Origin of the sequence: Polynucleobacter sp. UK-Kesae-W10, assembly GCF_018881575.1 — a bacterium.
GTDB lineage: Bacteria > Pseudomonadota > Gammaproteobacteria > Burkholderiales > Burkholderiaceae > Polynucleobacter.
In genome coordinates this window covers 950,616-977,154 of the sequence record NZ_JACVQB010000001.1, presented here as the reverse complement: position 1 = coordinate 977,154, position 26,539 = coordinate 950,616, and the positions used below count along the sequence as shown (strand labels likewise).

Sequence of the window (26,539 nt, the reverse complement as noted above, 5' to 3'; positions counted from 1 at the left end):
CCCTTACATCAAGCGACGAATGGGTTGTGCCCCAGAAGGCATCCGCTCATACCAATCTCGCACGCGGACGGCATCAGCAAAACGAGACTGGGTTCCAACTGAATCTAGGAAGACCAACAAGAGAGGCGTGTTGTTCACGCGGGCTTGCATGACTAAGCACTTACCTGCCGCATTAATAAAACCTGTTTTCTGCAGACCGATATCCATATCACCAGAACGCACTAAGCGATTTGTGTTCAAGAATTTTTGTGGGCGCTTAGCAATGACCATCGTTAAATCTGGCCAAGTGGAATACTCTCGTATTAATTTGTACTGATACGCAGCGTTAAGCATGCGTGTGAGATCTTCAGCTGAAGCCACGTTCTCACTAAGCAAACCAGTTGGATCTGCAAAATGAGAATGATCCATGTTGAGCTCTTTGGCTTTGCGGTTCATGGCATCCACAAAGGCGGGTACGCCACCAGGGTAATTTCGGCCAAGAGTATACGCGGCGCGGTTCTCTGATGACATCAATGCTAAGTGCAAGGCTTCGTCTCGCGTTAAGACGGTCCCACCAGCCAAACGGGAGCGCTTATAAATATGCGCATCCTCTTCATTAATCACAATGGTTTCATTCAATGGCAATTTGGAGTCCAACACTACCATCGCAGTCATGAGTTTAGTAATCGAAGCAATAGGCAGGCTGACTGAGGGATTTTTTTCAAAGTACACCTCTTTGGTGTCTTGATTCACTACCATTGCTACACTGGACTTTAAGCTGAGATCATCATGTTGGCCACGCAAGCCAAGCGCTGTTGCTAAAGATGGTGGCGCGGCAACTTCTGGTGCATTGGAGCGGGTGACGGTAACGCGAACAGTTCTAGGCTTTTTAGGAGATTTGACGACAACTTTAGTGCTTTTGGGTTTGTCTTTATCTTTGCTGGCGGCAGTTGCTGGCGCAATATTCATTGCACCCCAGACAAAAGCAAAAACAAAGACCATCAGCCCAAAACGATTCAAACGCATCCCAAAATACCTTCCAAAACTTTTAACATACGGAATGATAATTAATTTCCCAAGCGAAAACCGATTTATTCGCCCCATCTTGGGTAATCCATCCCACTAAATACACCCTATTCCGCGATCGTGGCCACGGTATTGGTCTGACGGGCGTTCACCAACACCACCCCCGTCATTGTCAAACAGAGTCCCAAAGCCATCATGAACGTAAAAGGCTCGTCAAATAGTAGCCAGGCCATCAATGCCGTCGTTGGCGGCGTCAAATACAGCAGACTGGTCACCTTTGTGGCGGCGCCTTTACGAATCATCATAAATAAAAGGCTGATGGAGCCAATGGACAACGGGAAGATCGCCCACAGTAGAGCGCCAATCACGGAACCATTCCAAACCATGACGCCGGATTCAAAAAAGTACATACAGAAAAAACACAGGACTGCCGATACGCCAAACTGAATCGAAGAGCCCGCACGTAAATCAAATACTGGACAGTACTTCTTTTGATACAGAGTGCCGAAGGTGATCGATAAAAGCGCAATGAATGCCAACACATAGCTCACGAGTGGGATATGTGCAAATCCAATTTTTTCCGCCACCACTAATGCAACGCCTGCAAAACCAAAACATAAGCCTATCCACTGACGTGGTGAAACCTTTTCAGAAATCCAAGCTGCAAACCACGCGGTTAATATTGGCTGCAAACCAACAATGATGGCCACCAACCCTGCGGTCATCCCCAAGCGCACCGCACACCAAACACCCAGCAAATAACCAAACTGCAACAGGATGCCTGCGACTGCAATATGTTTCATTTGAGACCAACTTGGCCAGCTGATACGCCAAATAAGGCTTAAGGCAGCCATGGCAGCAATGACGCCCGCAAAGCGCCAAAACAAAAAGGTTGCTGGCTCAACATAAGGCATTGCCAAACGCGCAATCACAAAGCCGGTGCTCCAAATCAGCACAAATACAGGTGCAATAACGTCGTCTAGACCTAGCTTCATGGATAAATTACTGAAAATATGCAGTTTTTTAAATGGAAACATCGATTTTAGGCTTTTTTGCATCTCCGCCTACACATCACCCTTCTACCCCTTCAAACCCTGCTGCCATCATGCATAGCAATCATGGGGTCCTATAATGGGACCTAAATTAGCAGTTGACCTCAAGGATTGACAGGCTCATAGTTGAACAAGGCAGTACACCCACAGAAAGGGATAGAAATGAATTTAACGCCAGAACAAATCGCTGCAGCACAAAAAGCCAATTTAGAGACCTTGAGTGGCCTCACCAACCAAGCACTGCAAAGTATTGAGAAATTGGTTGAGCTCAATCTTGCCATTGCAAAACAGAGCTTAAGTGACAGCGTAAATAACGCCAAGAAAGCATTGGAAGTCAAAGATATTCAACAGCTTCTCGCCCATCAAGCAGAAACCGTACAGCCGATCGCTGAAAAAATTATTTCTTATAGCCGTCATCTCTACGAGTTAGCGCATGAGACGCAAGACAGCTTTAATAAATCTGCTGAAAAAGAATTTCAGGCAGGACAGAAGAAAATGAATGCCTTGGTTGAAGAGTGGACCAAGAATGCTCCAGCCGGTTCTGATGTAGCAGTACAAGCTCTCAAACAAGCGATTGCGTCAGCAAATAATGTTTACGAGACTAGCCAAAAAGCAGTGAAGCATGCTGTCGAGGTGGCACAAACCAATATCAATACTGCAACAGAAGCGGTTACAAAATCTGCTAGCGCAGCAAGTAAAGCAAGCAAGAAAAAATAAGTACTGCGTCGTGTTGTACTGCGATCAACGCAGTACTCGCAGGATTGATCTAAGAAAAAGCCCCGAATATCGGGGCTTTTTTCATGCTGGGAGGTCTAGCGAAGACCTACACACCTACGACTTCTTCTTCACTGGTGGCAAGTCAGTGCAATGGCCGTGGGCTGCTTCCGCCGCCAAGCCTACTGATTCAGCTAAGGTTGGATGTGGATGAATTGTTTTACCGATATCTACCGCATCAGCCCCCATCTCAATCGCAAGACATACTTCACCAATCAAGTCACCGGCATGCGTACCTACAATACCGCCACCAATAATGCGATGGGTATTCGCATCAAAAATGAGCTTGGTGAATCCCTCGTCACGACCATTGGCAATCGCACGTCCACTAGCGGCCCACGGGAATAATCCTTTTTCATAGGCAATGCCTTGTGCCTTACACTGCTCTTCTGTTAAGCCAGCCCAAGCTACTTCTGGATCGGTATAGGCAACAGAAGGAATTTGCTTGGCATCAAAATAGGACTTCTCACCTGCAGCTGCTTCGGCTGCCACATGACCTTCATGTACTGCTTTATGAGCCAACATGGGTTGGCCAACCAAATCGCCAATAGCAAAAATGTTTGGGACATTGGTACGCATTTGCTTATCCACCGGGATAAAGCCACGCTCATCTACTTGAACACCTGCTTTGTCGGCATCAATCTTCTTGCCATTGGGTGTGCGCCCTACTGCAACTAACACCAGATCGTAAGTTTGTGGCTCAGCAGGTGCATTTTCACCTTCAAAGCTCACGACTATGCCATCAGGCTTTGCTTCAGCCTTAGCGGCGCGGGTTTTGAGCATGATCTTTTCAAAACGTCCGGCGTTAAATTTCTCCCAGACCTTTTCTAAATCACGGTCGGCACCAGCCATCAAACCATCCATCATCTCAGCAATATCAATGCGTGAGCCAAGAGTGCTGTAGACAGTAGCCATTTCTAGACCAATGATGCCGCCACCAATCACCAACATTCTTTTGGGAATGCTCTTGAGCAATAAAGCGCCAGTGCTATCAACAATGCGCGGATCTTCCGGCAAAAATGGTAACTTCACTGGCTGACTACCTGCAGCAATGATGGCCTTCTGAAAACGCACCACTTCTTTTTGACCCGTAAGGTCTTGGCCCGTACCGTTGGTTAGCTCTACTTCAATATGGTTTGCATCCAGAAACTTCCCAAGGCCACGCACCACTTTGACTTTACGTGCCTTAGCCATTCCAGCCAATCCACCAGTTAGCTTTGCGATCACAGATTCTTTGTAGCCGCGCAGTTGATCAATTTCAATCTTCGGCGCGCCAAAGGTAATGCCATGTTTGGCCATCGTTTTGACTTCATCCATCACAGATGTTGTGTGCAACAAAGCCTTGGATGGGATGCAACCTACGTTTAGACAAACGCCACCCAAAGTTGGGTAACGCTCTACTAAAACCGTATTCATACCCAAATCCGCACTTCTGAAGGCGGCACTATAGCCACCAGGGCCAGCACCGAGCACCAATACTTCACACTCATGATCCACTTTGCCACCGTATTGCCCTGCTTTAGGAGCGGGGGCAAGAGCAGCTGGCGCAGGAGCTGCGGCGGGAGCGGGAGCTTTAGGTGCAGGTGTAGAGCTTGCGCCAGCACTGGCTTCAATTTCTGCAATCACAGAACCCTTGCTCACTTTGTCGCCGAGCTTTACCGCAATACTAGTAACCGTACCGGCAGCATCTGCAGGCACTTCCATGGTTGCTTTATCAGACTCCAGCACCAATAAAGGCTGCTCTTTTTTAACAACATCACCTACTTTGATCAATACCTCAATCACTGGCACATTAGAGTAGTCGCCAATATCAGGAACGAGGATATTTTGCTTAGCCATATATCCTCCTTACAGACTGGCGCGACGGAAGTCGGCTAAGAGTTGAGCGATATACACATTAAAGCGTGTAGCCAAAGCACCATCAATGACGCGATGATCCGCAGAGAGAGACAATGGGCAGATGAGGCGTGGTACAAACTGCTTGCCATCCCAAACCGGCTTCATTGCCGCCTTACTCACGCCAAGAATTGCGACCTCAGGAGCATTCACAATCGGAGAGAAGTACGTTCCACCGATGCCACCCAAGGAAGAGATAGTGAAACTGGCGCCCTGCATTTGATCTGGCTTTAACTTGCCATCACGTGCAAGGGCTGCCAATTCAGATGTTTCTTTTGCGAGCTCAAAGATTCCTTTTTTATCGGCATCTTTAATCACCGGTACCACCAAACCAGTTGGGGTATCTGCAGCAAATCCAATATTGAAGTACTTCTTCAAGATCAAATCATCGCCATCTAAGGAGCTATTGAACTCAGGATATTTCTTCAATGCGGCCACTGCAGCTTTCATTAAGAAGGCTAGCATTGTGATCTTGACGCCCTTCTTCTCATTCTCTTTGTTTGTGAGAACGCGGAATGCTTCTAAATCAGTAATGTCTGCATCTTCGTGATAAGTCACTGCTGGGATCATGACCCAGTTGCGACCCAAGTTTGCAGCAGTCAATTTCTTAATGCGGTTTAATGGCTGACGCTCAATCTCACCAAATTTTGTGAAATCGACTTTTGGCCAAGGAATAAGATTGAGGCCGCCCAAGCTACCGCCACTAGATACAGCTGCAGGACTACCCGCACCACCGCTCATTGCCGCTTTTACAAAAGCTTGCACGTCTTCTTGCGTAATGCGGCCTTTTGGACCAGAACCTTTGACTTGCCCGATAGTAACGCCCAGCTCGCGTGCGAACTTACGCACTGAAGGGCTAGCATGACTTACGGCAGTATCGACTGGTGCAGGCGTATTACTAATAGGAGGAGGCGCAGGTGCTCTTGGAATAGGAGGCTCTACTGCTTTGGCTGCTGGTGCTGCTGGAGCACTTACCGCTGGAGCGGATGCGGAAGCCGATGATGCCGCGCCAGCTTCCAAAATGACGACCACCGATCCCTCGGAAAGGTTATCCCCAACTTTGACTTTAACTTCTTTCACCACACCGGAGTGAGATGAAGGAACATCCATCGTCGCCTTGTCGGATTCGAGCACCACAATCGATTGCTCTTTCTCAACCTTGTCGCCTGCCTTCACCAGAACTTCAATGACAGGCACATCTTTGTAATCGCCAATGTCCGGAACTTTAACTTCAATTGCCGCACCACCTGTAGCAGCCGGTGCTGGTACTGAAGCAGTAGGAGTGCTAGCAACAGGAGCGGCTGCAGTAGCTGCGCCCTCTTCCAGCGTGATCACCACCGATCCCTCGGAAAGATTGTCTCCAACTTTAACTTTGACCTCTTTCACCACACCAGAGTGAGATGAAGGAACATCCATCGTTGCCTTATCGGACTCAAGCACAACAATAGACTGCTCTTTCTCCACTTGATCACCTGGCTTCACCAGAACTTCAATCACAGGAACATCTTTGTAATCACCAATGTCCGGAACTTTAATTTCGATTATTTGACTCATGAATAGCTCTCGTATTAAACCGTCATTGGGTTTGGTTTAGTGGCGTCGATACCGTACTTCTGAATAGCTTCAGCCAACTTTTGACGATCCAGTTGACCTGCATCCACCAAAGATCTCAAGGCTGTTACTACTACCCAGCGACGATCTACCTCAAAGAAGTCACGTAATTTTTCGCGGGTATCGGAACGACCAAAACCATCGGTACCCAATACTTCGTAACGACGACCCATATGCTGGATAGCCGGACGAATCTGTTCAGCAAATAAACGCACGTAGTCAGTAGCAGCAACAATCGGGCCACTAGTATCTTTTAAGCATTTCTCTACATGAGACAGTGTTGGCGCAGCAGTAGGATTGAGTAAATTGGCGCGATGGACTGCATTCCAGTCACGACCCAACTCAGTAAAGCTTGGGCAACCCCACAAATCTGATGCAATACCCCAATCTTTATGGAGCATTTCAGCAGCCTCAATAACTTCACGGAAGATCGTGCCAGAACCTAAGAGTTGAACGCGCAGCTTAGCTTTGTCATCACCTACTGACTTGAGCTTATACATGCCCTTAATGATGTCCTTTTCGGCACCTTTAGGCATTGCTGGATGTGCATAGTTCTCATTCATCAATGTGACGTAGTAGTAGACGTCTTCTTGCACTTCCAACATGCGACGCATACCGTCTTGAATGACAACTGCTAACTCAAATGCAAAAGTTGGGTCGTAGCTAATGCAGTTTGGAACTGCCGCACTCCACAGATGGCTATGACCATCTTCATGTTGCAAGCCCTCGCCATTTAAGGTCGTTCTACCGGCAGTACCGCCAAGCAAGAAACCGCGGCTACGCATATCCCCTGCTGCCCATGCTAAGTCACCAATACGCTGGAAACCAAACATGGAGTAGAAAATATAGAACGGCAACATCGGTACGCCATGGGTTGAGTAGGATGTTGCTGCAGCAATCCAATCACACATGCCGCCTGCTTCATTAATACCCTCTTGCAAAATCTGACCCGTTTTGTCCTCTTTATAGAACATCAGTTGATCATGATCTTCTGGTGTGTAGAGCTGACCCAATTGATTCCAAATACCTAACTGGCGGAACATACCCTCCATACCAAAAGTGCGAGACTCATCCGGAACGATCGGCACAACGCGCTTACCTAATACTTTGTCGCGTACCACTGTATTCAACATGCGTACAAAAGCCATTGTGGTTGAAATCTCACGACCCTCTGTAGTAGCTTCTAGCAATGGTGCAAACGCGTCTAAAGCAGGAACAGGCAAACTTTCGGCTTTCATACGACGCTGTGGCAAGTAACCACCTAACTCATTACGACGCGCCTTCATGTATTCCAACTCAGGACTACCCTCAGCAAACTTCACCAAAGGCATCTCATCTAGCTGCTCATCTTTTACAGGGATCTCAAAGCGATCACGGAAACGACGCACGTCATCCGCATTCATTTTCTTGGCTTGGTGTGCAATATTCATCGCCTCACCAGAGCCGCCCATGCCATACCCTTTAATCGTGTGCGCCAAAATGACTGTTGGCTGATCTTTATGGTTCACCGCCGCATGGAATGCTGCATATACCTTATGGGGATCATGACCACCACGATTGAGTTGCCAAATTTCTTCGTCACTCCAATCGCTTACCAGTGCTTTTAATTCTGGAGTGTTAAAGACGGTCTCACGGACATAAGCACCATTCTTTGCCTTCATAGTCTGGTATTGGCCGTCAACAATCTCGCCAAGACGTTGCATCAAGATGCCCTTCTTATCGCGAGCAAACAGGGCATCCCACTGACCACCCCAAACCACTTTAATCACGTTCCAACCTGCGCCACGGAACTCACTCTCGAGCTCTTGAATAATCTTGCCGTTACCACGCACAGGACCATCAAGACGTTGCAAGTTACAGTTAATTACAAAGATCAAGTTATCCAACTTCTCGCGACCGGCCATACCAATCGCACCCAAGGATTCAGGCTCATCGGTTTCACCGTCGCCCAAGAAGGCCCAAACCTTACGACCTTGCTCTTGAATGAAGCCGCGGTCTCTTAAGTACTTCATGAAGCGAGCTTGATAAATCGCCATGATTGGGCCAAGACCCATGGAGACTGTTGGGAATTGCCAGAAATCGGGCATCAACCAAGGATGTGGATAAGATGAGATACCTTTGCCGCCAACCTCTTGGCGGAAGTTATCTAGCTGTTCATCTGCCAAGCGGCCTAACATATAAGCGCGGGCATATACGCCAGGTGCTGAGTGACCTTGTACAAAAATCAGATCGCCGCCATGCTCAGGAGATGGAGCATGCCAAAAATGATTAAAGCCTACGTCATACAGAGTAGCCGCAGATTGAAAGGAAGAAATATGGCCACCAACGTTGGTGTCTTTGTTGGCACGCAACACCATGGCCATCGCATTCCAACGAGTGTATGAACGAATACGGTGTTCTACATTTTGATCGCCAGGCAAGCGCGCTTGATTTTCTACTGGAATCGTATTGATGTAGGGTGTTTCAGCATGAAAGGGCTGATCAACACCATTGACACGTGCGTGTGAAATTTGCTGATCAATGAGGTAGGCAGCTCGCTGCGGACCTTCGTTGCGAATAACACCATCGAGGGCCTGTAACCACTCTTGCGTTTCACCAGGATCTGCGTCCTGTGCATTTTGTTTTCCCAAAACCTGATCTGGAACTGCAGCCATAACTTGTCTCCATTGATTGCTTCATTAGTTACTACATGTACTAGAACATTTATTACTCACTCTATAGGCAACATTCTAGGAAGGTATATGGGTGTAAACAAGGAATTTTCCACATAATGATAATATTTCTCATAATGTGGTATTTTATTGCGGTGCAAATAGAATGCCGAGCTGGCCGGTAAAAAACGAATTGATGTGCAGCAATAAGGCAAAATGGGCCATATTCCTATGAAATCGACGGCTTTACCCAGCTTGCTCATCAAGCCCTTCAAATGGCTCCGCAAAATTCGCGGATTTCGGCTCGTTTACACCCCTTTATTGGCCATTGTTCTCTTTACCTTGGTCATGGGCATTATTTTGGGGACCCTGCACTTGCAAGAAAAGGGGCAGCAAGAATCCGCTCTCTATAGAGAGCTCTCATTCGCGAAGCAACGCATTCAACTGAGATTTGCCAACAATCAAGATACGTTAAATACGATCAATCGGGAAATTGCTGCAAGTCCTGACGATAGTAAGCTCATGCTGATGGCGCGTGATCAAGCCGATGATCTAGTAATTAATAACCATGAAATCGTTAAAGTCATTTGGATTAGCGATAAAAATCAGCGTCTATGGACAGTGCCTCCCGCCAATGCCAAAACAGACTGGATTAGTAAAACCCAAAATGATCAAGCTGCAAACGCAGGTCTTTTGAGTGCCATTGAACTGAGCCGTATCACTGGTCGCGCGGCCTTCAGTGAATTCATCACGCTCAATCTTCCCAATGAAGAGCCGCTGGCCAAAGAGCGGAAAACGATTTTCTGGCAAGTTGCCCCAAATATTGTTGGCGGTGAAGTAATTGGCTTTTTGGCCGCCCTGTATACGACACAAGGGATCTTGGATGTGATTCCAGGCGAGCTCAAGGCACATTACCGCTTTACCTTACTTACCGACAATGATCGCGTGCTGTCCATCTCATCAGACCGCGATACGCCCAAACGAGCATTTAGCAATCAAACCAGTTTAGATATTGGCGTACTGAGTCCAAATTTGACTTTACGTATTGACACATATCCGCCACCAACTAACCTCACCTTCAGGATGCTCATTGGGGTGGTATTAGGTTTATGCGCCTTCGTTATCTGGAGTCTGTGGTCAGTCTTAAAGCAGATGCAAGTGCGGCAGGAAGCAGAAGCAAACTTGCGGACTGAAACAAACTTTCGTAATGCCATGGAAAACTCTACCCCGGTGGGAATCCGTGCACACGATATGCAAAAACGAATTACTTATGTGAACCGTGCATTCTGCGAGATGACTGGCTGGACCGCTAAAGAGCTGATGGGTCTTACGCCACCCTTCCCTTTCTGGCCAGATAGCCGCCGTGATGAATTGGTAGATAAGATGAATCGCGCCTTAAAATCAGAGGTCAGCAGCAGCATGAAAAAAGGGATTGAAGGCGCCATTTTGAGAAAAGATGGCACCCTGATTCAGACGCGTACCTTTATTGCACCGCTCATCAATGAAAAAGGTAAGCAGACCGGCTGGGTCACTTCCTTAATTGATATCTCCGAGCCAAAGAAAATTCGTGAAGAGTTAGCGGCCTCACAAGAGCGCTTCACCACCGTTTTAGAAGGGCTAGATGCAGCAGTATCAGTTGTATCCCTAGAGACAGATGAACTTCTGTTCGCCAATCGCTTTTATCGCGAAAATTTTGGGAATGACTCCAAAGGGCATTTCCAGTTAGCGCATCAAGAAAACAAAATTGATACCTTACATACGATTGCACAAGATCTGCAGGATTATGTGCGCGATGGTATTCCGACCTCTTTCCTATATCAAGAGTCTGAGTCTGAAGAGATTCAATTGGATGATGGCAGCAATAAATGGTACGAAGTACGCCGCCGCTTTATTCCATGGGTAGATGGACACCTTGCACAGCTCCTGATTGCAACCGATATCACTATGCGTAAAGAGGCGGATGATGTAGCGCGCCAACAAGAAGAGCGCATGCAATTTACGAGCCGTTTAACCACGATGGGTGAAATGGCTTCTTCACTAGCGCATGAATTAAACCAACCCCTATCGGCCATCTCTAACTACTGCATGGGTGTTGCCAAACGCTTGGAGGGAAACTTAGATCCCGCGCTTACTAAAGAGATTTTGCCGGCACTCGAAAAAGCATCAGACCAAGCCCATCGCGCTGGCACGATCATTCAACGCATTCGGGGTTTTGTAAAACGTAGCGAGCCTCAAAGAAAATCTTCTGCCATTAGCGAGATCATTAGTGACGCTGTGGGTCTGGTAGAGATTGAAGCCCACCGCCATCGCCTATCGATCGCTTCCAATATTGCCGACAATCTCCCAAATGTAGATCTGGATCCCGTCCTAATCCTACAAGTGCTGGTGAATTTATTAAAGAATGGGTTAGATAGTACTCGAGAAGCCTACCCCCTATCCTCACGCTGGTCTGCACCCCCAGTCAAGATTAGCGCTGATTTAGATACCAGCATTTTCCCTGCCATGCTGCGCATTCAAGTGTCCGATGGCGGAGCTGGAATTGCCGAATCCGTGTCTCAGCGCATGTTTGAGCCGTTTTTTAGTACCAAAAGTGATGGTATGGGCATGGGATTGAATATTTGCCGCTCGATCATCGAATCCCATCATGGGCGCCTGTGGGCAACCAATACGATGGATGCAGAACATACCAAGCTGGTTGGCTGCACCTTTACAATACTTCTACCCTTGGAATCCCCGGAAACTAAAGGGGCCGTTTAATAGCCGTACTTATTGAATCACCTTGCGAGACCCGATATGAATTTAAGCGCTAACACCAAACCAAACCAGGCCGAAGTTGTCTACGTAGTCGATGATGATGAAGCAGTGCGTGATTCGCTCACCTGGCTTTTAGAAAGTAATGGTTATGTAGTGCGCTGTCACGCAAGTGCTGAACGTTTTTTACAATCACTCCAAAGCACAGATAAATCTACTATCTCCTGCGCTATTCTCGATGTGCGTATGCCCGGCATGTCTGGCCTGGAATTACAAGAGCGCCTCATTAGTGAAAACCTGCCAATGCCAGTTGCTTTTATTACGGGTCACGGCGATGTCTCGATGGCTGTCTCCACGATGAAACGCGGTGCTGTCGATTTCATTGAGAAGCCGTTTAAAGAAAATGAATTGTGCGGTTTAGTCGATCGCATGCTTGCCAAAGCACGAGTAGATTACTCACAAGCAAGTCAAAGAAAAATTACCCAAAGCTTGCTGAGCAAGTTAACCGGTCGTGAGCGCCAAGTGCTCGAGCGCATTGTGGCTGGGCGCTTGAATAAGCAAATCGCTGATGACTTAGGTATCTCCATTAAGACAGTTGAGGCGCATCGCGCCAACATCATGGAAAAGCTCAACGTCAACACCGTTGCCGACCTCCTCCGCCTTGCCTTATCTGACCCACAACCTAATTAATTGCTCCCTGTAATGCCCGCTCAATTACTTGATGGAAACGCTCTCTCCAAAAAACTACGCGCTGAAATTGCAGCCCGTGGCGCCATTGTTACCGCTAAAGGTGTAAGACCTGGTTTAGCGGTCATTGTGGTGGGTGACAACCCTGCTAGCCAGGTCTATGTTCGTAATAAAGTGAAGGCCTGTGAAGACGTGGGCTTTCATTCTGTCTTGGAGCGCTATTCTGCAGAATTGGGCGAAGAAGAATTATTGGCTCGCATTGCTACCTTGAATGCTGACCCAGCTATTCATGGTATTTTGGTTCAACTGCCTTTGCCAGAGCACATTGCCTCTGAACGTGTACTGGAAGCGATTGCTCCTGAGAAAGACGTGGATGGCTTTCACGTAGCCAATGCAGGTGCACTCATGGTAGGTCAGCCCGAATTTAAACCTTGCACCCCTTATGGCTGCATGAAGATTTTAGAAAGCATTGACTATCCTATTCGTGGCGCTCGTGCAGTGATTGTTGGCGCCTCCAATATCGTTGGCAAGCCAATGGCTATGCTGCTGTTGCAAGCGGGCGCTACCGTCACGATTTGCAATAGCAAAACCCGTGATCTAGCGCACCACACCAAAGATGCCGATATCCTGGTTGTGGCTACCGGTAAACCAAAGATGGTTTCTGGGGACATGGTCAAAAATGGTGCTGTGGTGATTGATGTAGGCATCAACCGCCTGCCTGATGGCAAGCTCTGCGGGGATGTAGATTTCGATACCGCCAAGTATGTCGCCAGCTGGATTACCCCGGTCCCTGGTGGGGTTGGTCCAATGACCATCACGATGCTGCTCATGAATACTTTGGAAGCTGCTGAAAAAGCAGCCAAGCACTAGATCCATTAAGCTAGAGGGATGACTACATCCCTCTGCAATACCTTACCCCTCGATTTACAAAACAATCCTCTACTGACCTTTGGTCGAGGGATTGCCGCTTACTCAGACGTACGGCCCGAACACATCAAACCTGCAATAGCGTTTTTGTTAAAGCATGCACAACACGCTGTAGATGTTGCTACTGATCCTCAAACTCCAGCTAACTGGAATACCTTAGTAGAGCCACTAGAGGACGCTACTGAATCCCTCGGTAGATCTTGGAGCGTCATCTCCCATCTCAATGGCGTTGCTGATACGCCTGAGCTCAGAAGCGCCTATGGTGAAATGCTGCCTGAGGTTACCGCATTTTTTTCTAGCCTCGGTCAAAACCTGGCGCTCTACCAACAATTTAAGTTGCTCAAAAACAGCCCAGAATTTTCTACACTCAATACTGCACAGAAAAAAGTGATTGAGAATTCTTTGCGTGACTTTAGATTGGGTGGCGCAGAATTAAGCGATACCGATAAAGCGCGCTTTTCTCAAATCCAAGATGAGCAGGCTATGCTTGGTAAATCCTTCTCTGATCACGTACTGGATGCAACCGATGGTTTTGTGCATCTCATCACCAATGAGGTCGATCTCGTAGGCCTGCCAGACGATGTCAAAGCGGCAGCGGCTGATACAGCGCAGCAAAAAGGCCTGACCGGCTGGGCTTTTACCCTGCACTTCCCGTCCTATTACCCAGTGATGCAGTACTCAGAAAATCGTACTCTGCGCCGCCTCATGTATGAAGCTTATGTCACCCGCGCATCTGAGCTAGCACCGCAATATGCACAAGGCAATATCGCCTGGGATAACACCCAAAACATGCTCGATCAATTGCGTTTGCGTGATGAAGAGGCGCGTATGCTGGGCTTTGCTAACTACGCCGCCCTAAGCCTTGCGCCAAAGATGGCCAACACCGTCGATGAAGTAGATCTCTTCTTGACTAATTTTGCAGAGAAGGCCAAACCCTTCGCCCAAAGAGATTGGGATGAACTTTGCGCCTTTGCTAAAACAGAGCTTGGATTAATGGATGGCGTTGAACCTTGGGACACCGCCTTTGCTGCTGAAAGACTCAAGCAAGTACGCTATGCATTTTCTGAAAATGAACTTAAACAATACTTCCCTTTACCCAAGGTGCTCGATGGCCTATTCGGGGTAATTCAAACGCTATTTGGAGTCAAGATTGAGGCAGCAGACTTGCCAAGCTGGCATGCCGATGTGCAATCGTTCGCTGTAAAGGATGTTACAGGCAAAACTGTTGCTTATTTTTATTTAGATCCTTATGCGCGCCCTAGTAAACGGGGTGGCGCATGGATGGACGATGCTCGCGGCCGCAGAGAGCTTGCTAGCGGAGAAATTCAGGTGCCAGTTGCGTACCTTGTTTGTAACTTTGCTCCACCGGTCAAGGTCGATGGCGTATTGCGCCAGCCTACCATCACCCACGATGATGTCATTACCCTTTTCCATGAAAGTGGTCATGGCTTGCATCACCTCTTGACGCAAGTTGGCGCGCTGGGAGTATCAGGCATCAATGGAGTTGAATGGGATGCTGTTGAATTACCAAGTCAGTTTATGGAAAACTTCTGCTGGGAGTGGGAAGTCTTAGAAAAAATGACTGCGCATGTCGATACCGGTAAACCATTGCCACGTAAGTTATTTGAAAAAATTCTGGCTGCCAAGAACTTTCAGAATGGATTGATGACCCTGCGGCAAATTGTGATGTCGCTGACTGATTGGCGCCTGCACTCTCATTTTGATGCGAAGGATGCCAAAGGCCAAGCTGTCCTAGAGCTCACGAGGGAGATCGCCAAAGCCTATGCCATCATTCCGCAGCCTGAGATTTCTCGCTGGATTAATACCTTCAGTCATATCTTCGCAGGCGGCTATGCCGCAGGCTATTACAGCTATAAATGGGCGGAAGTACTCTCTGCAGATGCTTATTCTGCTTTTGAGGAAGCTGCAAAACTGACTGGCTCAGTATTAGATCCAAAAACTGGCGCGCGATACCGCACTGAGATTCTAGAAGTGGGTGGTAGTCGCCCTGCTGCTCAATCCTTCAAAGCATTCCGCGGAAGAGAGCCCAGCATTGATGCATTGCTGCGGCATGGTGGGTTAGCCTAAGAGTGTGATGGTGCTTTTTAATAACCCATCAAAGATAAAAAAGCCCGCAAGAATGCGGGCTTTTTAAGCAATTTATATCCTTATAGACCTATCGTATAAGTTGCCATCACAGTAGTAGTTTGCATTGCTTGGTATGGCTCTTGCCTATAAATTCCAGTGATTGCTAGTCGCTGATTTTTTACTACATCATAGGCTGCACCAAGCATCGCTGTTGCACGAGTTTTTACTAGATTCGCATTAAAGTTCACTGGGGCTAAGCCAGCTATTCCAGTGGCGGAGTAAGTGCCATTTGAAGTATTGGTATCAGTTTCTACACCAGCACTAGCAAATACAAGCGCTTGAGGAATAAATTGATAGGAAGCCCCTACACCAGCTAAAGCAGTTGTAGCGTTTGTATTCAAAGCACTATAGGTTAATGGAGCGGTTACAGAGCTAGATGCCCCTTCTGTGTATCCACCCATATTATTCTGGGTATAACGAATGCCTGCGTATGGCGAAACAATAACGTCCTTCACTACACCAAAGCCGTACTTTCCGACCAATTGGATGCCTTGACTATTTAACTGAGATGAGCCAGAGCCAGCTTCCGAGGAACCTACCACTTGTCTGGTAATGGTTGTGTTCTTTTGACCGTAGGCAGTAGAGGCCTTAACTTCGGCACCTGTGCCATCTAAACGCTCATTCCAGGCGGCAAACAAGCCAATTAATGGTGTGTTATTGCCAAGATTAACAGTGCTTCCGGCATTATTCACCGAAAGATTTTGGTCTACATATGCACCAACACGATAATTAGGATGCGGACGATAAGCTGCAATCAGTAATGCGCTTGTGTTGTTTAATCCGTTAGCTGCAGATACAGCAGTATTGCGGCCACCCGCACTCACGCAAACGTTATTAGCGCCAAACTCATTACAGTCATAGGTAAAGCTATTGACCAGAGCCGCATTTTGGATAGTGTACGTGCCCTGCAAGACTTTCGCAGTATTGGCAAGGGATTGTTGGGTATCGGCCGTAGAAGCACCGGTAACCACAAGATCCCAATTGCTTAAATTTTGAATCAATTTATACGTGAAGCCATTGTAATTACCGCTTAGATTATTGAGATTTGTCGATGTAAAGTTAGACATCAATACGGATGCATAAGTTCCTTTTGCAACCGTTGAGCCTGCATATATTCCAAAATTCATCGCTCCAGAGCCTGTCTGAAGGCGAATTTGTCCATAGTCAGATGGGCTATTAATGATTACGTTATATGAACTGGGAAGTCTTCCATTATAAAAAAGGGAGCCATTTGAATTGTTTATAACTCCAATGGTTCCACCATTCTGAATACCTTCTACTGCACCACTAATTCTTCCAGTATTGGTGATGGTGCCGATTGTGCCTGCGTTTGCTACACCAAAAGTTGAGCCAGATCCAATTACTCCTGAATTAATGATTGAATCAATAGAGCCGCCAGCGAGATTCTGAACTCCATTGCCAGAGGTTGGTGTTATTGATCCTGTATTAGTCAAGGTGACAATGGATCCGCCTGAGCCAACAGCGATGCCACCTGAGCCAACAGGAGCAGAGGGCAAGCCGTTGCGAATCGTGCCGTTATTCACAAAATTTCCTACAGCAGTACCAATCGCAACTGCAGCCGTCGTTCCTGAGTTGATTGTTCCGTTATTGGTAAATAGCGAAAAAGTGCCGCCCGCAGTATCTCTTACCGCAAAGGTTCCAGTTGCACTAATAGTGTAATTATTTACCAATACACCTGCATTTGAATTTATTAATAAATCCGAGCAGTCGCTAGATGGGCTGGTACTGTCTGGGGTACATGGTGCCGCTGTACTTATATTTGCGTAGCCAACCAATAAAGCAATTAAAAATCCTTGAATTACTAACAGTATTTTATTTTTAAGTTTCATTCGCTCTACTCGTTTTTGTATACATTCACAGTGCCGCCACAAGTAGCGAAACACTGTCTATAAGATTCATCGCACTGCCAGTAATTTGGATTGGTTGGGCAATACTGAGGATTGGGGTTACATTTTTTGACATCATCATGACTTTGCGCACGGTTCACGCAGGCTTGATAGCTAAAATTATTTTGCTGATGGCATGCATTAGCATTATTCTGCGCCTGTTGTCCCATTGCGTTATAACAAACCTGCTTTGTGGTCATGCATTGAGTTGCACAAGTTTTACCCGACTCCGTTGGAGGGGCTATGTACTCATAGCGATAGGTAGTGCAAGAGCTAATACTAAATATTGCAAAACATGACAGGATTAGTCGCTTAAAATTCATACAGAAGATTATTATTGAAATTATTGGTATTTTATATGTTGAGAGCTATTACCGCCCTACTTTTGTGCATCCCCTTGTTTGCCAGTGCCATGGAGAAGGCAGAGGGGGTGGTCTATTGCAACGGTAAGACGAATATTGAATACCGACTCGTTAATCCCGATAACAATGGTACCGCCTCGGATGTCGATTTAACCATTAACGGAAAGACCTCACGCTTGATGACGGCCTATTCCTGGTTTGGGTCAAATCAAGTAGCGCCAAAAGGATTTCAATTTGCAATTCTGGGGGAAAAGCAGTTTGACCCTCTGTTGGTATTTGTTGACTACCTTATTGATGCTAAGAAGCAAAAATATCGGCAATGCAATTGATCACTCTTGCCTTATCCATTGAATCAATCCAACCAAGTTGGATGTTTTTCCATCACCGCCTGAAATAAATCGGATTCAAGATGTAGCTGGAGCCACGCCCGAAGCGCAGGCAGAGCTAGCTCTTGAAAACGCTCCGGCTTGACCATTGAGAACTGCCGAATAAACGGAAAGATAGCAATGTCTACCCAGGTCTGCTTGGCACCCATTAAAAAAGGGTGGGTCTGTAATGTTAGCTCCATGGGCTCTAACATCAGATGTATGGCACTCTGCAATACCTCATTGGGGTTCAAATCAGGATGGCGATTAGGGTATTTGTATTGGTCTAATAGCCTTTTAAATGGGCCATCATTTTTCTCAATCCAATCTTGAGCAAGCAGTTCGTCGACGCCCTTCCATCCATCGGGATCCGATTGCTGAAGGGCCCAGTGCATGATGTTGAGACTTTGATCAATGACCTTACCTTCAACGAGCAATACAGGAACAGTTCCTTTGGGAGATGCTTGGAGCATTGAGCGTGGTTTATTTCTGAGCTCAATTTCTCGATGCTCAATTTGAATGCCCGCATACTTCAAAGCCATCCGCGCTCTCATGGCATAAGGACATCTTCGATACGAATACAAAATAGGCATCATGGATGCGTGGGTGAACCGCTTAGGATTTTTTAATGGTAGCAATCACCGGGGCATGGTCTGAGGGCTGCTCCCAAGTTCTTGGCTCTTTATCTACCACACTAGCGCTGCATTGCGCTTTGAGGGCTTCGCTTAATAGGATGTGATCGATGCGCATACCCGCATTTCTTCTAAAGCCCATCATGCGGTAATCCCACCAACTATAAGTCTTAGGTGCTTGCTCAAACATCCTAAAGGAATCGTGCATTCCAAGGTTTAGCAATTCTTGAAAAGCGTTTCTTTCTGGTAGTGAAACCAAGTTCTGACCTTCCCAAGCCTTAGGATCGTGGACATCCTCATCAGCCGGAGCAATATTAAAGTCTCCAAGAAGCGCTAGACGTTGAGTTTGTGCAAGTTCTTCTGATAACCAAGTTTGGAGGGCTTTTAACCAACCCAGTTTATAAACAAACTTATCGCTATCAGGCGATTGTCCATTCGGGAAGTAGGCAGAGACCAATCGGATTGGCTGCATGCCAGCAAATGGAATAGTGGCAGCTAGAATACGCTGCTGCTCATCTTCAAATTGCGGAATATTTCGAACCGGCTTGAGAAAGCTGGTAGCGACATCTGAGGCGATAGAGGCTAACGCAGCTTTGCGCACAATTATCGCCACGCCGTTGTAGGTCTTTTGGCCAGCGGCAAGGCTTAGGTAGCCTGCTGCCTCCAACTCTTGATGGGGATACTTATCATCGGTCAGCTTAAGCTCTTGCAAGCACAAGCCATCAATGGGTTGTTGCTTTTTTTCTTGATCCTGCAGCCAACGAAGTACGTGTGGAAGGCGAACTTTTAAGGAATTCACATTCCACGCCGCAATTCGAATTGAATCAGTCATCTATCCCCAGTTCCTGCAATTTTCTTGTAATCGTATTACGCCCAATACCTAAGCGCTGAGCTGCCTCTACGCGTCGTCCGCGAGTCACTTCAAGTGCAGCCTGCAATACCGCCTTCTCAAAACGAGAGGATAGTGCATCAAAGACATTCTGATCACCGTCTTGCAGCATTTTGACTGCCAAACGGCCAAGACCACTCTCCCAATCACCAGCAGCCACTTTAGCCAACGCCGGATTTACAGGCGCTGACTCGCCTTGCAACACTACCGACTGTTCTCCTGCTTCGGCCAAGATGTCTGTAGGTAAATCAGATACCCCAATAATGCTTGCTGGCGTCATGACGGTTAACCAGTGGCACAAGTTCTCTAGCTGGCGCACGTTACCTGGAAAAGGCATGGCGCTAATCTCTTTAAGCACTTCATCGGAGAGTTTCTTTGGCTCTACCCCCAAGGATTTCGCGCAAGAGAGCATAAAGTGCCTTGCCAACATTGCAATATCTTCACTGCGCTCGCGCAAAGATGGCATGCGTAAACGAATCACATTCAAACGATGCAATAAATCTTCGCGGAACAAGCCAGCGGCAACGCGCTGTTCTAAGTTTTGATGAGTTGAGGCAATAATGCGGACATTCGCCTTAATCGGATCTTGCCCGCCGATGCGATAGAAATGGCCATCAGTCAGAACGCGCAATAGGCGAGTTTGCAAGTCAAATGGCAAATCACCTACTTCGCCTAAAAATAAGGTTCCGCCATCGGCTTGTTCAAAACGTCCACGACGCAATGTTTGGGCACCAGGAAAGGCACCACGCTCATGACCAAACAGCTCTGATTCCAACAAATCTTTTGGTACTGCTGAGGTGCTTAATGAAACAAAAGGACCCTTAGCACGTGGGCTGTGCTTATGCAAAGCATGCGCAACCAACTCTTTACCTGTACCGGATTCGCCGGTAATCAGTACAGTGGCATGTGACTGAGCCAAACGACCAATGGCACGGAAAATTTCCTGCATAGCAGGTGCCTGACCAATAATCTCGGTGGCCTCTTGACGCCAACCGGTTAATTCTTTCGCGCCTGACTCACTACGAATACCCTGCTCAACTGCGCGATGAATTAACTCAACTGCCTTTTCCACATCAAAAGGTTTGGTGAGGTATTCAAATGCGCCGCCTTGAAAAGAAGAAACCGCTGAATCCAAATCAGAATACGCAGTCATGATAATGACTGGTAAATTCGGATGACTCGCTTTAACTTGCTGCAATAAATCCAAACCATTACCACGGGGCATACGAATATCCGAGATTAATACCTGAGGCGTATCTTTTTCCAATGCATTGAGCACGTCGTTTGGATTGGAGAAGCTCTTGTGCGGAATATTCTCCCGCGCTAATGCCTTTTCCAAGACCCAACGAATCGATTGGTCATCGTCGACGATCCAAATTGGTTTCATGATGTTTTCTCCTGCGTGCGGTATGGAATTTGTATATGAAAATCGGTGCGGCCAGGGCGGCTATCGCATGCAATAAAGCCCTGATGCTGTTGAACAAAGGTTTGCGCTAGGGTCAGACCCAAGCCACTACCCCCTTCGCGCCCAGAAACTAGCGGAAAGAAGATGCGCTCAATAATTTCCTTTGGAATACCAGGGCCGTTATCGATCACATGCAAATCCATGGCTAACTTATAGCGATGCTTAGCGATGGTGACGGATCGGGCAACCCGAGTTTTCAATTCAATCTGCGCAATGCCCTGAGCAATTTCTTCTGAAAGTGCTTGAGCTGCGTTATGCACAATGTTGAGGACCGCCTGAATCAATTGTTCGCGATCCCCTAATACATCAGGCAAGCTAGTGTCATAGTTGCGAATAATGCGTAACCCTTTGGGAAACTCAGCTAACACCAAACTGCGCACACGTTCTAAGGCTTCATGCACATTAAAGGCTTCAATCACATGAGCCTTGCGATGTGGAGCTAAGAGTCGATCGACGAGAGTCTGCAGACGATCAGATTCCTTAATAATGACTTGCGTATATTCACGCAAACCTTTCTCAGGTAATTCAAACTCCAGTAATTGAGCAGCTCCACGAATGCCGCCCAACGGGTTCTTGATCTCGTGCGCAAGATTGCGCATCAACTGCTTATTAGCCTCTACTTGTTGTGTGACGCGCTCATCACGCTCACTACGAAGCTGCTGATCAATCGGAAACCACTCCATCATAATCAAAGCAGGATCCTCCAAGGAGGCCACTACTACGTGGGCCGGAATGGAATCTTGATGAATACTGCCGGGCAATGAATGTAGGACCATTTCTTGGCGCTGCGCCATGACATGACCCAGCTTCACTTCGCTAATCATAGAATTGAGCGCTTCGTTGTCCCCAAATAAATCGTGCACAGATTGACCCTCAAGTGACTTACGTGAAAGATCTAACGCTGACTCCGCAGCGGGATTCACATAAACCAATTGTTGGTTCTCAGCCTCAAAAACCACGATGGCATTGGGCATCTGATCGAGCAATGTCGGAAAAAAAGGAGCAGCCGAAGCTGCTCCCTTGAACGAATTGCGCAACAAACCTGCGCTCAAGTTCTCTCCTTCGCTTACAGGGAGTAGTACATATCAAATTCGATTGGATGAGTTGTCATACGGAAACGTGTGACATCTTCCATCTTCAAATTGATATATGCATCAATCATGGATTCAGTGAATACACCACCGCGAGTCAAGAACTCGTGATCTTTCTTCAATGCATCCAATGCCTCTTCCAAGCTTGCGCAAACGGTTGGGATCTTTGCATCTTCTTCTGGTGGTAAGTCATACAAGTTCTTATCCGCAGCATCGCCAGGATGAATCTTGTTCTGAACACCATCCAAACCAGCCATCAACAAGGCAGAGAATGCCAAGTATGGGTTTGCCAATGGATCTGGGAAGCGAGTTTCGATACGACGACCCTTAGGATTTGAAACGTGTGGAATACGGATAGAAGCAGAACGGTTACGTGCTGAGTAGGCCAACTTCACTGGAGCCTCAAAGCCTGGAACCAAACGCTTGTATGAGTTTGTACCTGGGTTGGTAATCGCGTTCAATGCTTTAGCGTGCTTAATGATGCCGCCAATGTAGAACAATGCGAACTCTGACAAACCTGCGTAGCCGTTACCAGCAAACAAGTTCTCGCCGTTCTTCCAAACGGATTGGTGAACGTGCATACCAGAACCGTTATCACCAACTACTGGCTTAGGCATGAAAGTGGCTGTCTTGCCATAAGCGTGCGCTACGTTTTGAATGACATACTTCTGCCAGATAGTCCAGTCAGCACGCTGTACTAATGTGCTGAACTTGGTACCCAATTCGTTTTGGCCTTGACCAGCAACTTCATGGTGGTGAACTTCAACTGGAATGCCCAATGATTCGAGAATCAAGCACATTTCAGAACGCATATCTTGGAAAGTATCTACAGGAGCTACTGGGAAGTAACCGCCCTTTTTACCTGGACGGTGGCCAGTATTGCCGCCTTCGATTTCAGCGCCTGATGACCATGGAGCCTCTTCGGAATCAATCTTCACGAAGCAACCCTGCATATCAGCACCCCAGCGAACGCCGTCAAATACAAAGAACTCTGGCTCTGGGCCAAAGTAAGCAGCGTCACCAAGACCGGTGCTCTTCAAATATGCTTCAGCACGTTTTGCAATAGAGCGTGGATCGCGGTCATAACCTTTGCCATCTGCTGGCTCGATCACATCACAAGTCAACACCAATGTTGGCTCTTCATAGAATGGATCAATGTAAGCAGCTGTTGGATCTGGTTTGAGCAACATGTCAGAAGCTTCAATACCCTTCCAACCAGCAATAGAAGAGCCGTCAAATGCATGACCGCTCTCAAACTTGTCTTCGTCAAATGCAGAAATAGGTACTGTTGTGTGCTGCTCTTTACCCTTTGTATCTACAAAGCGGAAATCAACGAAAGTACATTCTTTCTCTTTAACTAACTTCATCACATCAGCGACGGTCTTCGTCATGCAAATCTCCTCTATTAACTAAACTCGGAATTCAAACTTAAGGCATACACCCTTGTTCATTCCAGGCATCAAACATGCCTAACGGATGTATGTAATTTACTGAAGCAAACATCGGGGAATAGCCATTATTGCACTGTTTAAGTGCCCGATTCCCCTGCTTTCTACCAAAAAATACCTATATTGCACCTTTTTAGTGCAATATAGGATTAGGCGATATCGTGAATTTCGTAACCAAGCTCCTGGGTGCCCGCTCTTAGGGCAATCCAGGCGCTTTCCAGCAGGTTGGCGTTCCCTTTGATGCCCAATTCAATGTGTCTTTGAGCATAAACACCGCCTTTGCTAGCGTCACCAACGGAGGGCAGACTAAAGACCTTCACCCCAGGGAAATTAGCCTCTATACGCTCCATCAAGGGCGTCAAAGTCGATTCAATCCCCTTAGGCACGATGAAACTTTGCTCAGCCCAGTTTTCCTGATGAAAGAGCTCCTGGTAGTGGGTATCCAGGCACCACGCCATCATCGGCGCAGCCATTACCGGAAAGCCGGGAACAAAATGGTGCTCGCGAATCCGAAATCCAGGAATCTGGTTGTAGGGATTGGGAATGATGTCGCTTCCAATCGGGAACTCACCCATCTTGAAGCGATGCTGATTCTCTGGAGTATTTAAATCCGCCTTGATTGGATCTCCCTCCGCCATGGACTGAATGCGCCCTGCTATCAACTCTTGCGCAGTAGGATGCAATTCTGCTTTAGTACCTAATGCGAGTGCCGCACATTGACGTGTGTGATCATCCGGGGTTGCGCCAATACCGCCAGTACTAAACACCACATCTCCGCTGGCAAAACTTTCTTTTAAGGTCGCCGTAATTTGCTCTGGATCGTCAGCAACATACTTTGCCCAGGACAGACTTAAACCGCGCTCATTGAGCAGCTCAATTAACTTACTCATGTGTTTATCTTGACGGCGCCCCGAGAGGATTTCATCGCCAATGACGATCAAGCCAAAGCGTCGTGCAGCCCTGCTCTCTTGCGCCGGTTCATCGATTACTACTTTTTTGACTGCATCAACCATGATAGGGAAGCTCCGGATCAATAACGCGTGTTTCGACTGTGAGTGATTTATCTAACTCTTCTTGTCTGAGTGTTTTGAGTGCATCCAATAAAAAATGACTAAACCATAATGCTGCAAATACAAAGATGAGAGAGTAAACCCACAGAGCAACAAAACTGACGATGGGAAATAAAACCAAAGCCAATGCTGAAGTTGCCCAGAAGAATGTTGGCACAGCTCCAAGCATTCCAGAAATGATTCCCATAGTGAGCAATGGCCAACGATATTGCGCCAATAAGAGATCGCGCTCTTGCGCACTGGCATGTTTCGCCAGGACGTCATAAGACATTAAGCGCATCGTTAACCAGCCCCATAGCAATGGCGGCAATACAGCAACCAGCGGGGGTACCCACCACACTGGCAACGTAAGCATGACCAGCGCCAAACAGATGAGAGCAGACCATAAGGTGTAGATTAAGCTGCCGATAAAGCTGCCACCTCGCCTGCGCTCTAAGTGCTGATAAGCCGCCTGCCTAGCCACTATGTTCACAATGGCAGGTACCGTTGAAAAGGCAACGAGTACAAGCAAGCTAATCGTGATTAAGGGAATAATCAGCATGACAAAAAAGAGTGGCGCTATCCATGCTCGCGCATTTTCAAAGCCAGCCCAAATCAAGCCCTCTTGAATCCAGCTAGTGAACACGGAGGTCGTTAGAAAAACACTCAATGCTTCGAGTGCTGGAGTCCAAGTCAACCATATGAGGCAACCCCATAAGATGGAGACGATCAGAAATGGGCGCAAACTGAGCCACAACATCCGAGGATGCATGGTCCCCACCAAGGCGAGTCCAAACGATCTAAACATTTGCGGTAAACCGACCATAACACTCCTATTGCATGCCTAATGGCATGGTTACTTTGGTAACAACTCTTTGAATGCGTGCTTTAAACCCTGCCATTGCTGGGTAATGACATTTTGCGAAACGTTCAAATCCCTCACGCCTGTTGGATAGACCGCCTTGGGGAAAATAGCGGTCTGAAATGCCATGTCCCACCAGGGAAATAAGATGCCAAAATTACAGCCGCCCAATACGCCGGGCTTACCTTGAGCTTCATGGCCATACCCTACTGCATGGTGCATACGATGATACAAAGGAGATATCAAAAGATATCGAGCAGGACCTAAATGGACTTTGATATTGGCATGCTGCCAGCTTTGAATAAATTGACTCAAAGCGACTAAGGCAATAAATTGACCTGGCGATACGCCAAACAACAATGCAAAAAATGCCATCACGCAGGCACGCATCACATCATCCAAAAGATGATTGCGGTTATCTGACCATGCGGTCATCACGGTTTGGCTATGATGCAAAGCATGCAATTGCCACCACCAGTTAAAAGCGTGGGATGCCCGGTGATACCAGTAATCGACAAAATCCAATAAGACGAGATACAGGAAAAAACTCACTACTGGAATCGAAGTGATACCGGGCCACCAGTTTTCGACATTGAAGCGATCAAAACGAAAGTCATGCAAGACAGAGTCGATTTCAAAAAAGAATCCTGACAATGCAATAAAAATCAGCCCATGAAAAATACCCAGACGATGAAACAAGGTATAGAACACATCTGCCCTGCTGGCTTTTGAGAAATGCTCTTGCATTTCGGCTGGATTAAAGCGCTCCCAAGTACGCAGTACCACCACAATTAAAAATATTTGGATACAACCAAATAAAAACCAATCCACCCCATCAAATGCGTCTTCAGCCCAAGACATCAAATCGAGCTGGTAGAGAACCGGCCCAACGATATTGGAGAAGAGCCACTCTTGAGCGCTACCGTATGCGGCGGCTGTAGCAGAAGTGATCTGGGCGAAATCCATG

General features: G+C 47.2%; 21 protein-coding genes. 6 read left to right on the top strand and 15 right to left on the bottom strand.

The annotated features are described in order from the left end of the window. Positions 1 to 3: 3 nt before the first annotated feature. Together ICN24_RS05060 and ICN24_RS05055 are read right to left on the bottom strand one after the other, a co-directional pair. The gene (locus ICN24_RS05060; protein ID WP_216221810.1) at positions 4 to 1,005 is read right to left on the bottom strand and encodes a serine hydrolase; all 1,002 of its coding nucleotides are present in this window, start codon (positions 1,003 to 1,005) and stop codon (positions 4 to 6) included. A gap of 107 nt (positions 1,006 to 1,112) precedes the next feature. Further along, entirely contained in the window at positions 1,113 to 2,063 is a 951-nt protein-coding gene (locus ICN24_RS05055; RefSeq protein WP_255532570.1) for a DMT family transporter, read from the bottom strand. Positions 2,064 to 2,219: 156 nt separating this feature from the next. Here ICN24_RS05055 and ICN24_RS05050 point away from each other — a divergent pair, with 156 nt between their 5' ends. Then, positions 2,220 to 2,774 (top strand): phasin family protein, encoded by a 555-nt coding sequence (locus ICN24_RS05050; protein WP_216221809.1) that lies wholly within the window; start codon positions 2,220 to 2,222, stop codon positions 2,772 to 2,774. A 114-nt stretch (positions 2,775 to 2,888) separates the two neighbouring features. Here ICN24_RS05050 and lpdA read toward each other — a convergent pair whose 3' ends face one another. From lpdA to aceE, 3 genes are read right to left on the bottom strand one after another with little or no spacing between them, the layout of a single operon-like run. Beyond that, complete coding sequence (gene lpdA / locus ICN24_RS05045) at positions 2,889 to 4,670, bottom strand: dihydrolipoyl dehydrogenase (RefSeq protein ID WP_216221808.1); 1,782 nt, start codon at positions 4,668 to 4,670, stop codon at positions 2,889 to 2,891. A 9-nt stretch (positions 4,671 to 4,679) separates the two neighbouring features. Next, on the bottom strand, positions 4,680 to 6,281 hold the full coding sequence (aceF, locus tag ICN24_RS05040) for a dihydrolipoyllysine-residue acetyltransferase (protein WP_216221807.1): 1,602 nt from the start codon (positions 6,279 to 6,281) through the stop codon (positions 4,680 to 4,682). 14 nt (positions 6,282 to 6,295) lie between these two features. Next, a complete protein-coding gene (aceE, locus tag ICN24_RS05035) occupies positions 6,296 to 8,992 on the bottom strand; it encodes a pyruvate dehydrogenase (acetyl-transferring), homodimeric type (protein ID WP_216221806.1) in 2,697 nt (898 codons plus the stop codon). Positions 8,993 to 9,220: 228 nt separating this feature from the next. On the opposite strand from aceE, the gene ICN24_RS05030 reads away from it, so the two are divergent. The 4 genes from ICN24_RS05030 to ICN24_RS05015 are packed head-to-tail and all read left to right on the top strand — an operon-like array spanning position 9,221 to position 15,442. After that, entirely contained in the window at positions 9,221 to 11,746 is a 2,526-nt protein-coding gene (locus ICN24_RS05030; RefSeq protein WP_255532569.1) for a PAS domain-containing sensor histidine kinase, read from the top strand. A 36-nt stretch (positions 11,747 to 11,782) separates the two neighbouring features. After that, entirely contained in the window at positions 11,783 to 12,430 is a 648-nt protein-coding gene (locus ICN24_RS05025) for a response regulator transcription factor (protein WP_216221804.1), read from the top strand. Positions 12,431 to 12,442: 12 nt separating this feature from the next. Continuing rightward, positions 12,443 to 13,297 carry a bifunctional methylenetetrahydrofolate dehydrogenase/methenyltetrahydrofolate cyclohydrolase FolD gene (gene folD, locus ICN24_RS05020; protein WP_216221803.1) on the top strand — a complete coding sequence of 285 codons (855 nt, stop codon included), beginning with the start codon at positions 12,443 to 12,445 and terminating at the stop codon, positions 13,295 to 13,297. A gap of 18 nt (positions 13,298 to 13,315) precedes the next feature. Next, positions 13,316 to 15,442: a M3 family metallopeptidase gene (locus ICN24_RS05015; protein ID WP_216221801.1), complete on the top strand. Its 2,127-nt coding sequence runs from the start codon at positions 13,316 to 13,318 to the stop codon at positions 15,440 to 15,442. Positions 15,443 to 15,522: 80 nt separating this feature from the next. Here ICN24_RS05015 and ICN24_RS05010 read toward each other — a convergent pair whose 3' ends face one another. Further along, the gene (locus tag ICN24_RS05010; protein ID WP_216221799.1) at positions 15,523 to 17,352 is read right to left on the bottom strand and encodes an autotransporter outer membrane beta-barrel domain-containing protein; all 1,830 of its coding nucleotides are present in this window, start codon (positions 17,350 to 17,352) and stop codon (positions 15,523 to 15,525) included. 5 nt (positions 17,353 to 17,357) lie between these two features. Further along, complete coding sequence (locus tag ICN24_RS05005; protein ID WP_216221797.1) at positions 17,358 to 17,609, bottom strand: hypothetical protein; 252 nt, start codon at positions 17,607 to 17,609, stop codon at positions 17,358 to 17,360. 158 nt (positions 17,610 to 17,767) lie between these two features. On the opposite strand from ICN24_RS05005, the gene ICN24_RS05000 reads away from it, so the two are divergent. Beyond that, positions 17,768 to 18,100, top strand: a complete 333-nt coding sequence (locus ICN24_RS05000) for a hypothetical protein (protein ID WP_216221795.1) — start codon at positions 17,768 to 17,770, stop codon at positions 18,098 to 18,100. Between the two features lie 23 nt (positions 18,101 to 18,123). On the opposite strand, the gene ICN24_RS04995 is transcribed toward ICN24_RS05000, so the two are convergent. The 8 genes from ICN24_RS04995 to ICN24_RS04960 all read right to left on the bottom strand — a co-directional run bounded on the left by ICN24_RS04995 (position 18,124) and on the right by ICN24_RS04960 (position 26,538). Further along, positions 18,124 to 18,729: a glutathione S-transferase gene (locus ICN24_RS04995; protein ID WP_255532568.1), complete on the bottom strand. Its 606-nt coding sequence runs from the start codon at positions 18,727 to 18,729 to the stop codon at positions 18,124 to 18,126. Between the two features lie 22 nt (positions 18,730 to 18,751). Then, positions 18,752 to 19,600 carry an exodeoxyribonuclease III gene (gene xth / locus ICN24_RS04990; protein WP_216221791.1) on the bottom strand — a complete coding sequence of 283 codons (849 nt, stop codon included), beginning with the start codon at positions 19,598 to 19,600 and terminating at the stop codon, positions 18,752 to 18,754. Beyond that, complete coding sequence (gene ntrC / locus ICN24_RS04985; RefSeq protein ID WP_216221790.1) at positions 19,593 to 21,044, bottom strand: nitrogen regulation protein NR(I); 1,452 nt, start codon at positions 21,042 to 21,044, stop codon at positions 19,593 to 19,595. The genes xth and ntrC overlap by 8 nt, the downstream gene beginning before the upstream one ends. Further along, positions 21,041 to 22,162 (bottom strand): nitrogen regulation protein NR(II), encoded by a 1,122-nt coding sequence (glnL, locus tag ICN24_RS04980; protein ID WP_370623112.1) that lies wholly within the window; start codon positions 22,160 to 22,162, stop codon positions 21,041 to 21,043. The genes ntrC and glnL overlap by 4 nt, the downstream gene beginning before the upstream one ends. A 26-nt stretch (positions 22,163 to 22,188) precedes the next feature. Continuing rightward, the gene (gene glnA, locus ICN24_RS04975; RefSeq protein WP_216221786.1) at positions 22,189 to 23,604 is read right to left on the bottom strand and encodes a type I glutamate--ammonia ligase; all 1,416 of its coding nucleotides are present in this window, start codon (positions 23,602 to 23,604) and stop codon (positions 22,189 to 22,191) included. 206 nt (positions 23,605 to 23,810) lie between these two features. Continuing rightward, the gene (locus ICN24_RS04970) at positions 23,811 to 24,674 is read right to left on the bottom strand and encodes a molybdopterin-binding protein (RefSeq protein ID WP_255532567.1); all 864 of its coding nucleotides are present in this window, start codon (positions 24,672 to 24,674) and stop codon (positions 23,811 to 23,813) included. After that, positions 24,667 to 25,536, bottom strand: coding sequence for an EI24 domain-containing protein (locus ICN24_RS04965; RefSeq protein WP_216221784.1), 870 nt, complete (start codon positions 25,534 to 25,536; stop codon positions 24,667 to 24,669). Before ICN24_RS04965 ends, ICN24_RS04970 begins: the two co-directional genes overlap by 8 nt. A 30-nt stretch (positions 25,537 to 25,566) precedes the next feature. Next, a complete protein-coding gene (locus ICN24_RS04960) occupies positions 25,567 to 26,538 on the bottom strand; it encodes a sterol desaturase family protein (RefSeq protein ID WP_216221783.1) in 972 nt (323 codons plus the stop codon). Between the last annotated feature and the right edge of the window lies 1 nt (position 26,539).

Bases quoted from the DNA above. Each gene is read 5' to 3' on its own strand.
- ICN24_RS05060 (WP_216221810.1), bottom strand. From the start codon at position 1,005: ATGCGTTTGAATCGTTTTGGGCTGATGGTCTTTGTTTTTGCTTTTGTC.
- ICN24_RS05055 (WP_255532570.1), bottom strand. From the start codon at position 2,063: ATGCAAAAAAGCCTAAAATCGATGTTTCCATTTAAAAAACTGCATATT.
- ICN24_RS05050 (WP_216221809.1), top strand. From the start codon at position 2,220: ATGAATTTAACGCCAGAACAAATCGCTGCAGCACAAAAAGCCAATTTA.
- lpdA (WP_216221808.1), bottom strand. From the start codon at position 4,670: ATGGCTAAGCAAAATATCCTCGTTCCTGATATTGGCGACTACTCTAAT.
- aceF (WP_216221807.1), bottom strand. From the start codon at position 6,281: ATGAGTCAAATAATCGAAATTAAAGTTCCGGACATTGGTGATTACAAA.
- aceE (WP_216221806.1), bottom strand. From the start codon at position 8,992: ATGGCTGCAGTTCCAGATCAGGTTTTGGGAAAACAAAATGCACAGGAC.
- ICN24_RS05030 (WP_255532569.1), top strand. From the start codon at position 9,221: ATGAAATCGACGGCTTTACCCAGCTTGCTCATCAAGCCCTTCAAATGG.
- ICN24_RS05025 (WP_216221804.1), top strand. From the start codon at position 11,783: ATGAATTTAAGCGCTAACACCAAACCAAACCAGGCCGAAGTTGTCTAC.
- folD (WP_216221803.1), top strand. From the start codon at position 12,443: ATGCCCGCTCAATTACTTGATGGAAACGCTCTCTCCAAAAAACTACGC.
- ICN24_RS05015 (WP_216221801.1), top strand. From the start codon at position 13,316: ATGACTACATCCCTCTGCAATACCTTACCCCTCGATTTACAAAACAAT.
- ICN24_RS05010 (WP_216221799.1), bottom strand. From the start codon at position 17,352: ATGAAACTTAAAAATAAAATACTGTTAGTAATTCAAGGATTTTTAATT.
- ICN24_RS05005 (WP_216221797.1), bottom strand. From the start codon at position 17,609: ATGACCACAAAGCAGGTTTGTTATAACGCAATGGGACAACAGGCGCAG.
- ICN24_RS05000 (WP_216221795.1), top strand. From the start codon at position 17,768: ATGTTGAGAGCTATTACCGCCCTACTTTTGTGCATCCCCTTGTTTGCC.
- ICN24_RS04995 (WP_255532568.1), bottom strand. From the start codon at position 18,729: ATGCCTATTTTGTATTCGTATCGAAGATGTCCTTATGCCATGAGAGCG.
- xth (WP_216221791.1), bottom strand. From the start codon at position 19,600: ATGACTGATTCAATTCGAATTGCGGCGTGGAATGTGAATTCCTTAAAA.
- ntrC (WP_216221790.1), bottom strand. From the start codon at position 21,044: ATGAAACCAATTTGGATCGTCGACGATGACCAATCGATTCGTTGGGTC.
- glnA (WP_216221786.1), bottom strand. From the start codon at position 23,604: ATGACGAAGACCGTCGCTGATGTGATGAAGTTAGTTAAAGAGAAAGAA.
- ICN24_RS04970 (WP_255532567.1), bottom strand. From the start codon at position 24,674: ATGGTTGATGCAGTCAAAAAAGTAGTAATCGATGAACCGGCGCAAGAG.
- ICN24_RS04965 (WP_216221784.1), bottom strand. From the start codon at position 25,536: ATGGTCGGTTTACCGCAAATGTTTAGATCGTTTGGACTCGCCTTGGTG.
- ICN24_RS04960 (WP_216221783.1), bottom strand. From the start codon at position 26,538: ATGGATTTCGCCCAGATCACTTCTGCTACAGCCGCCGCATACGGTAGC.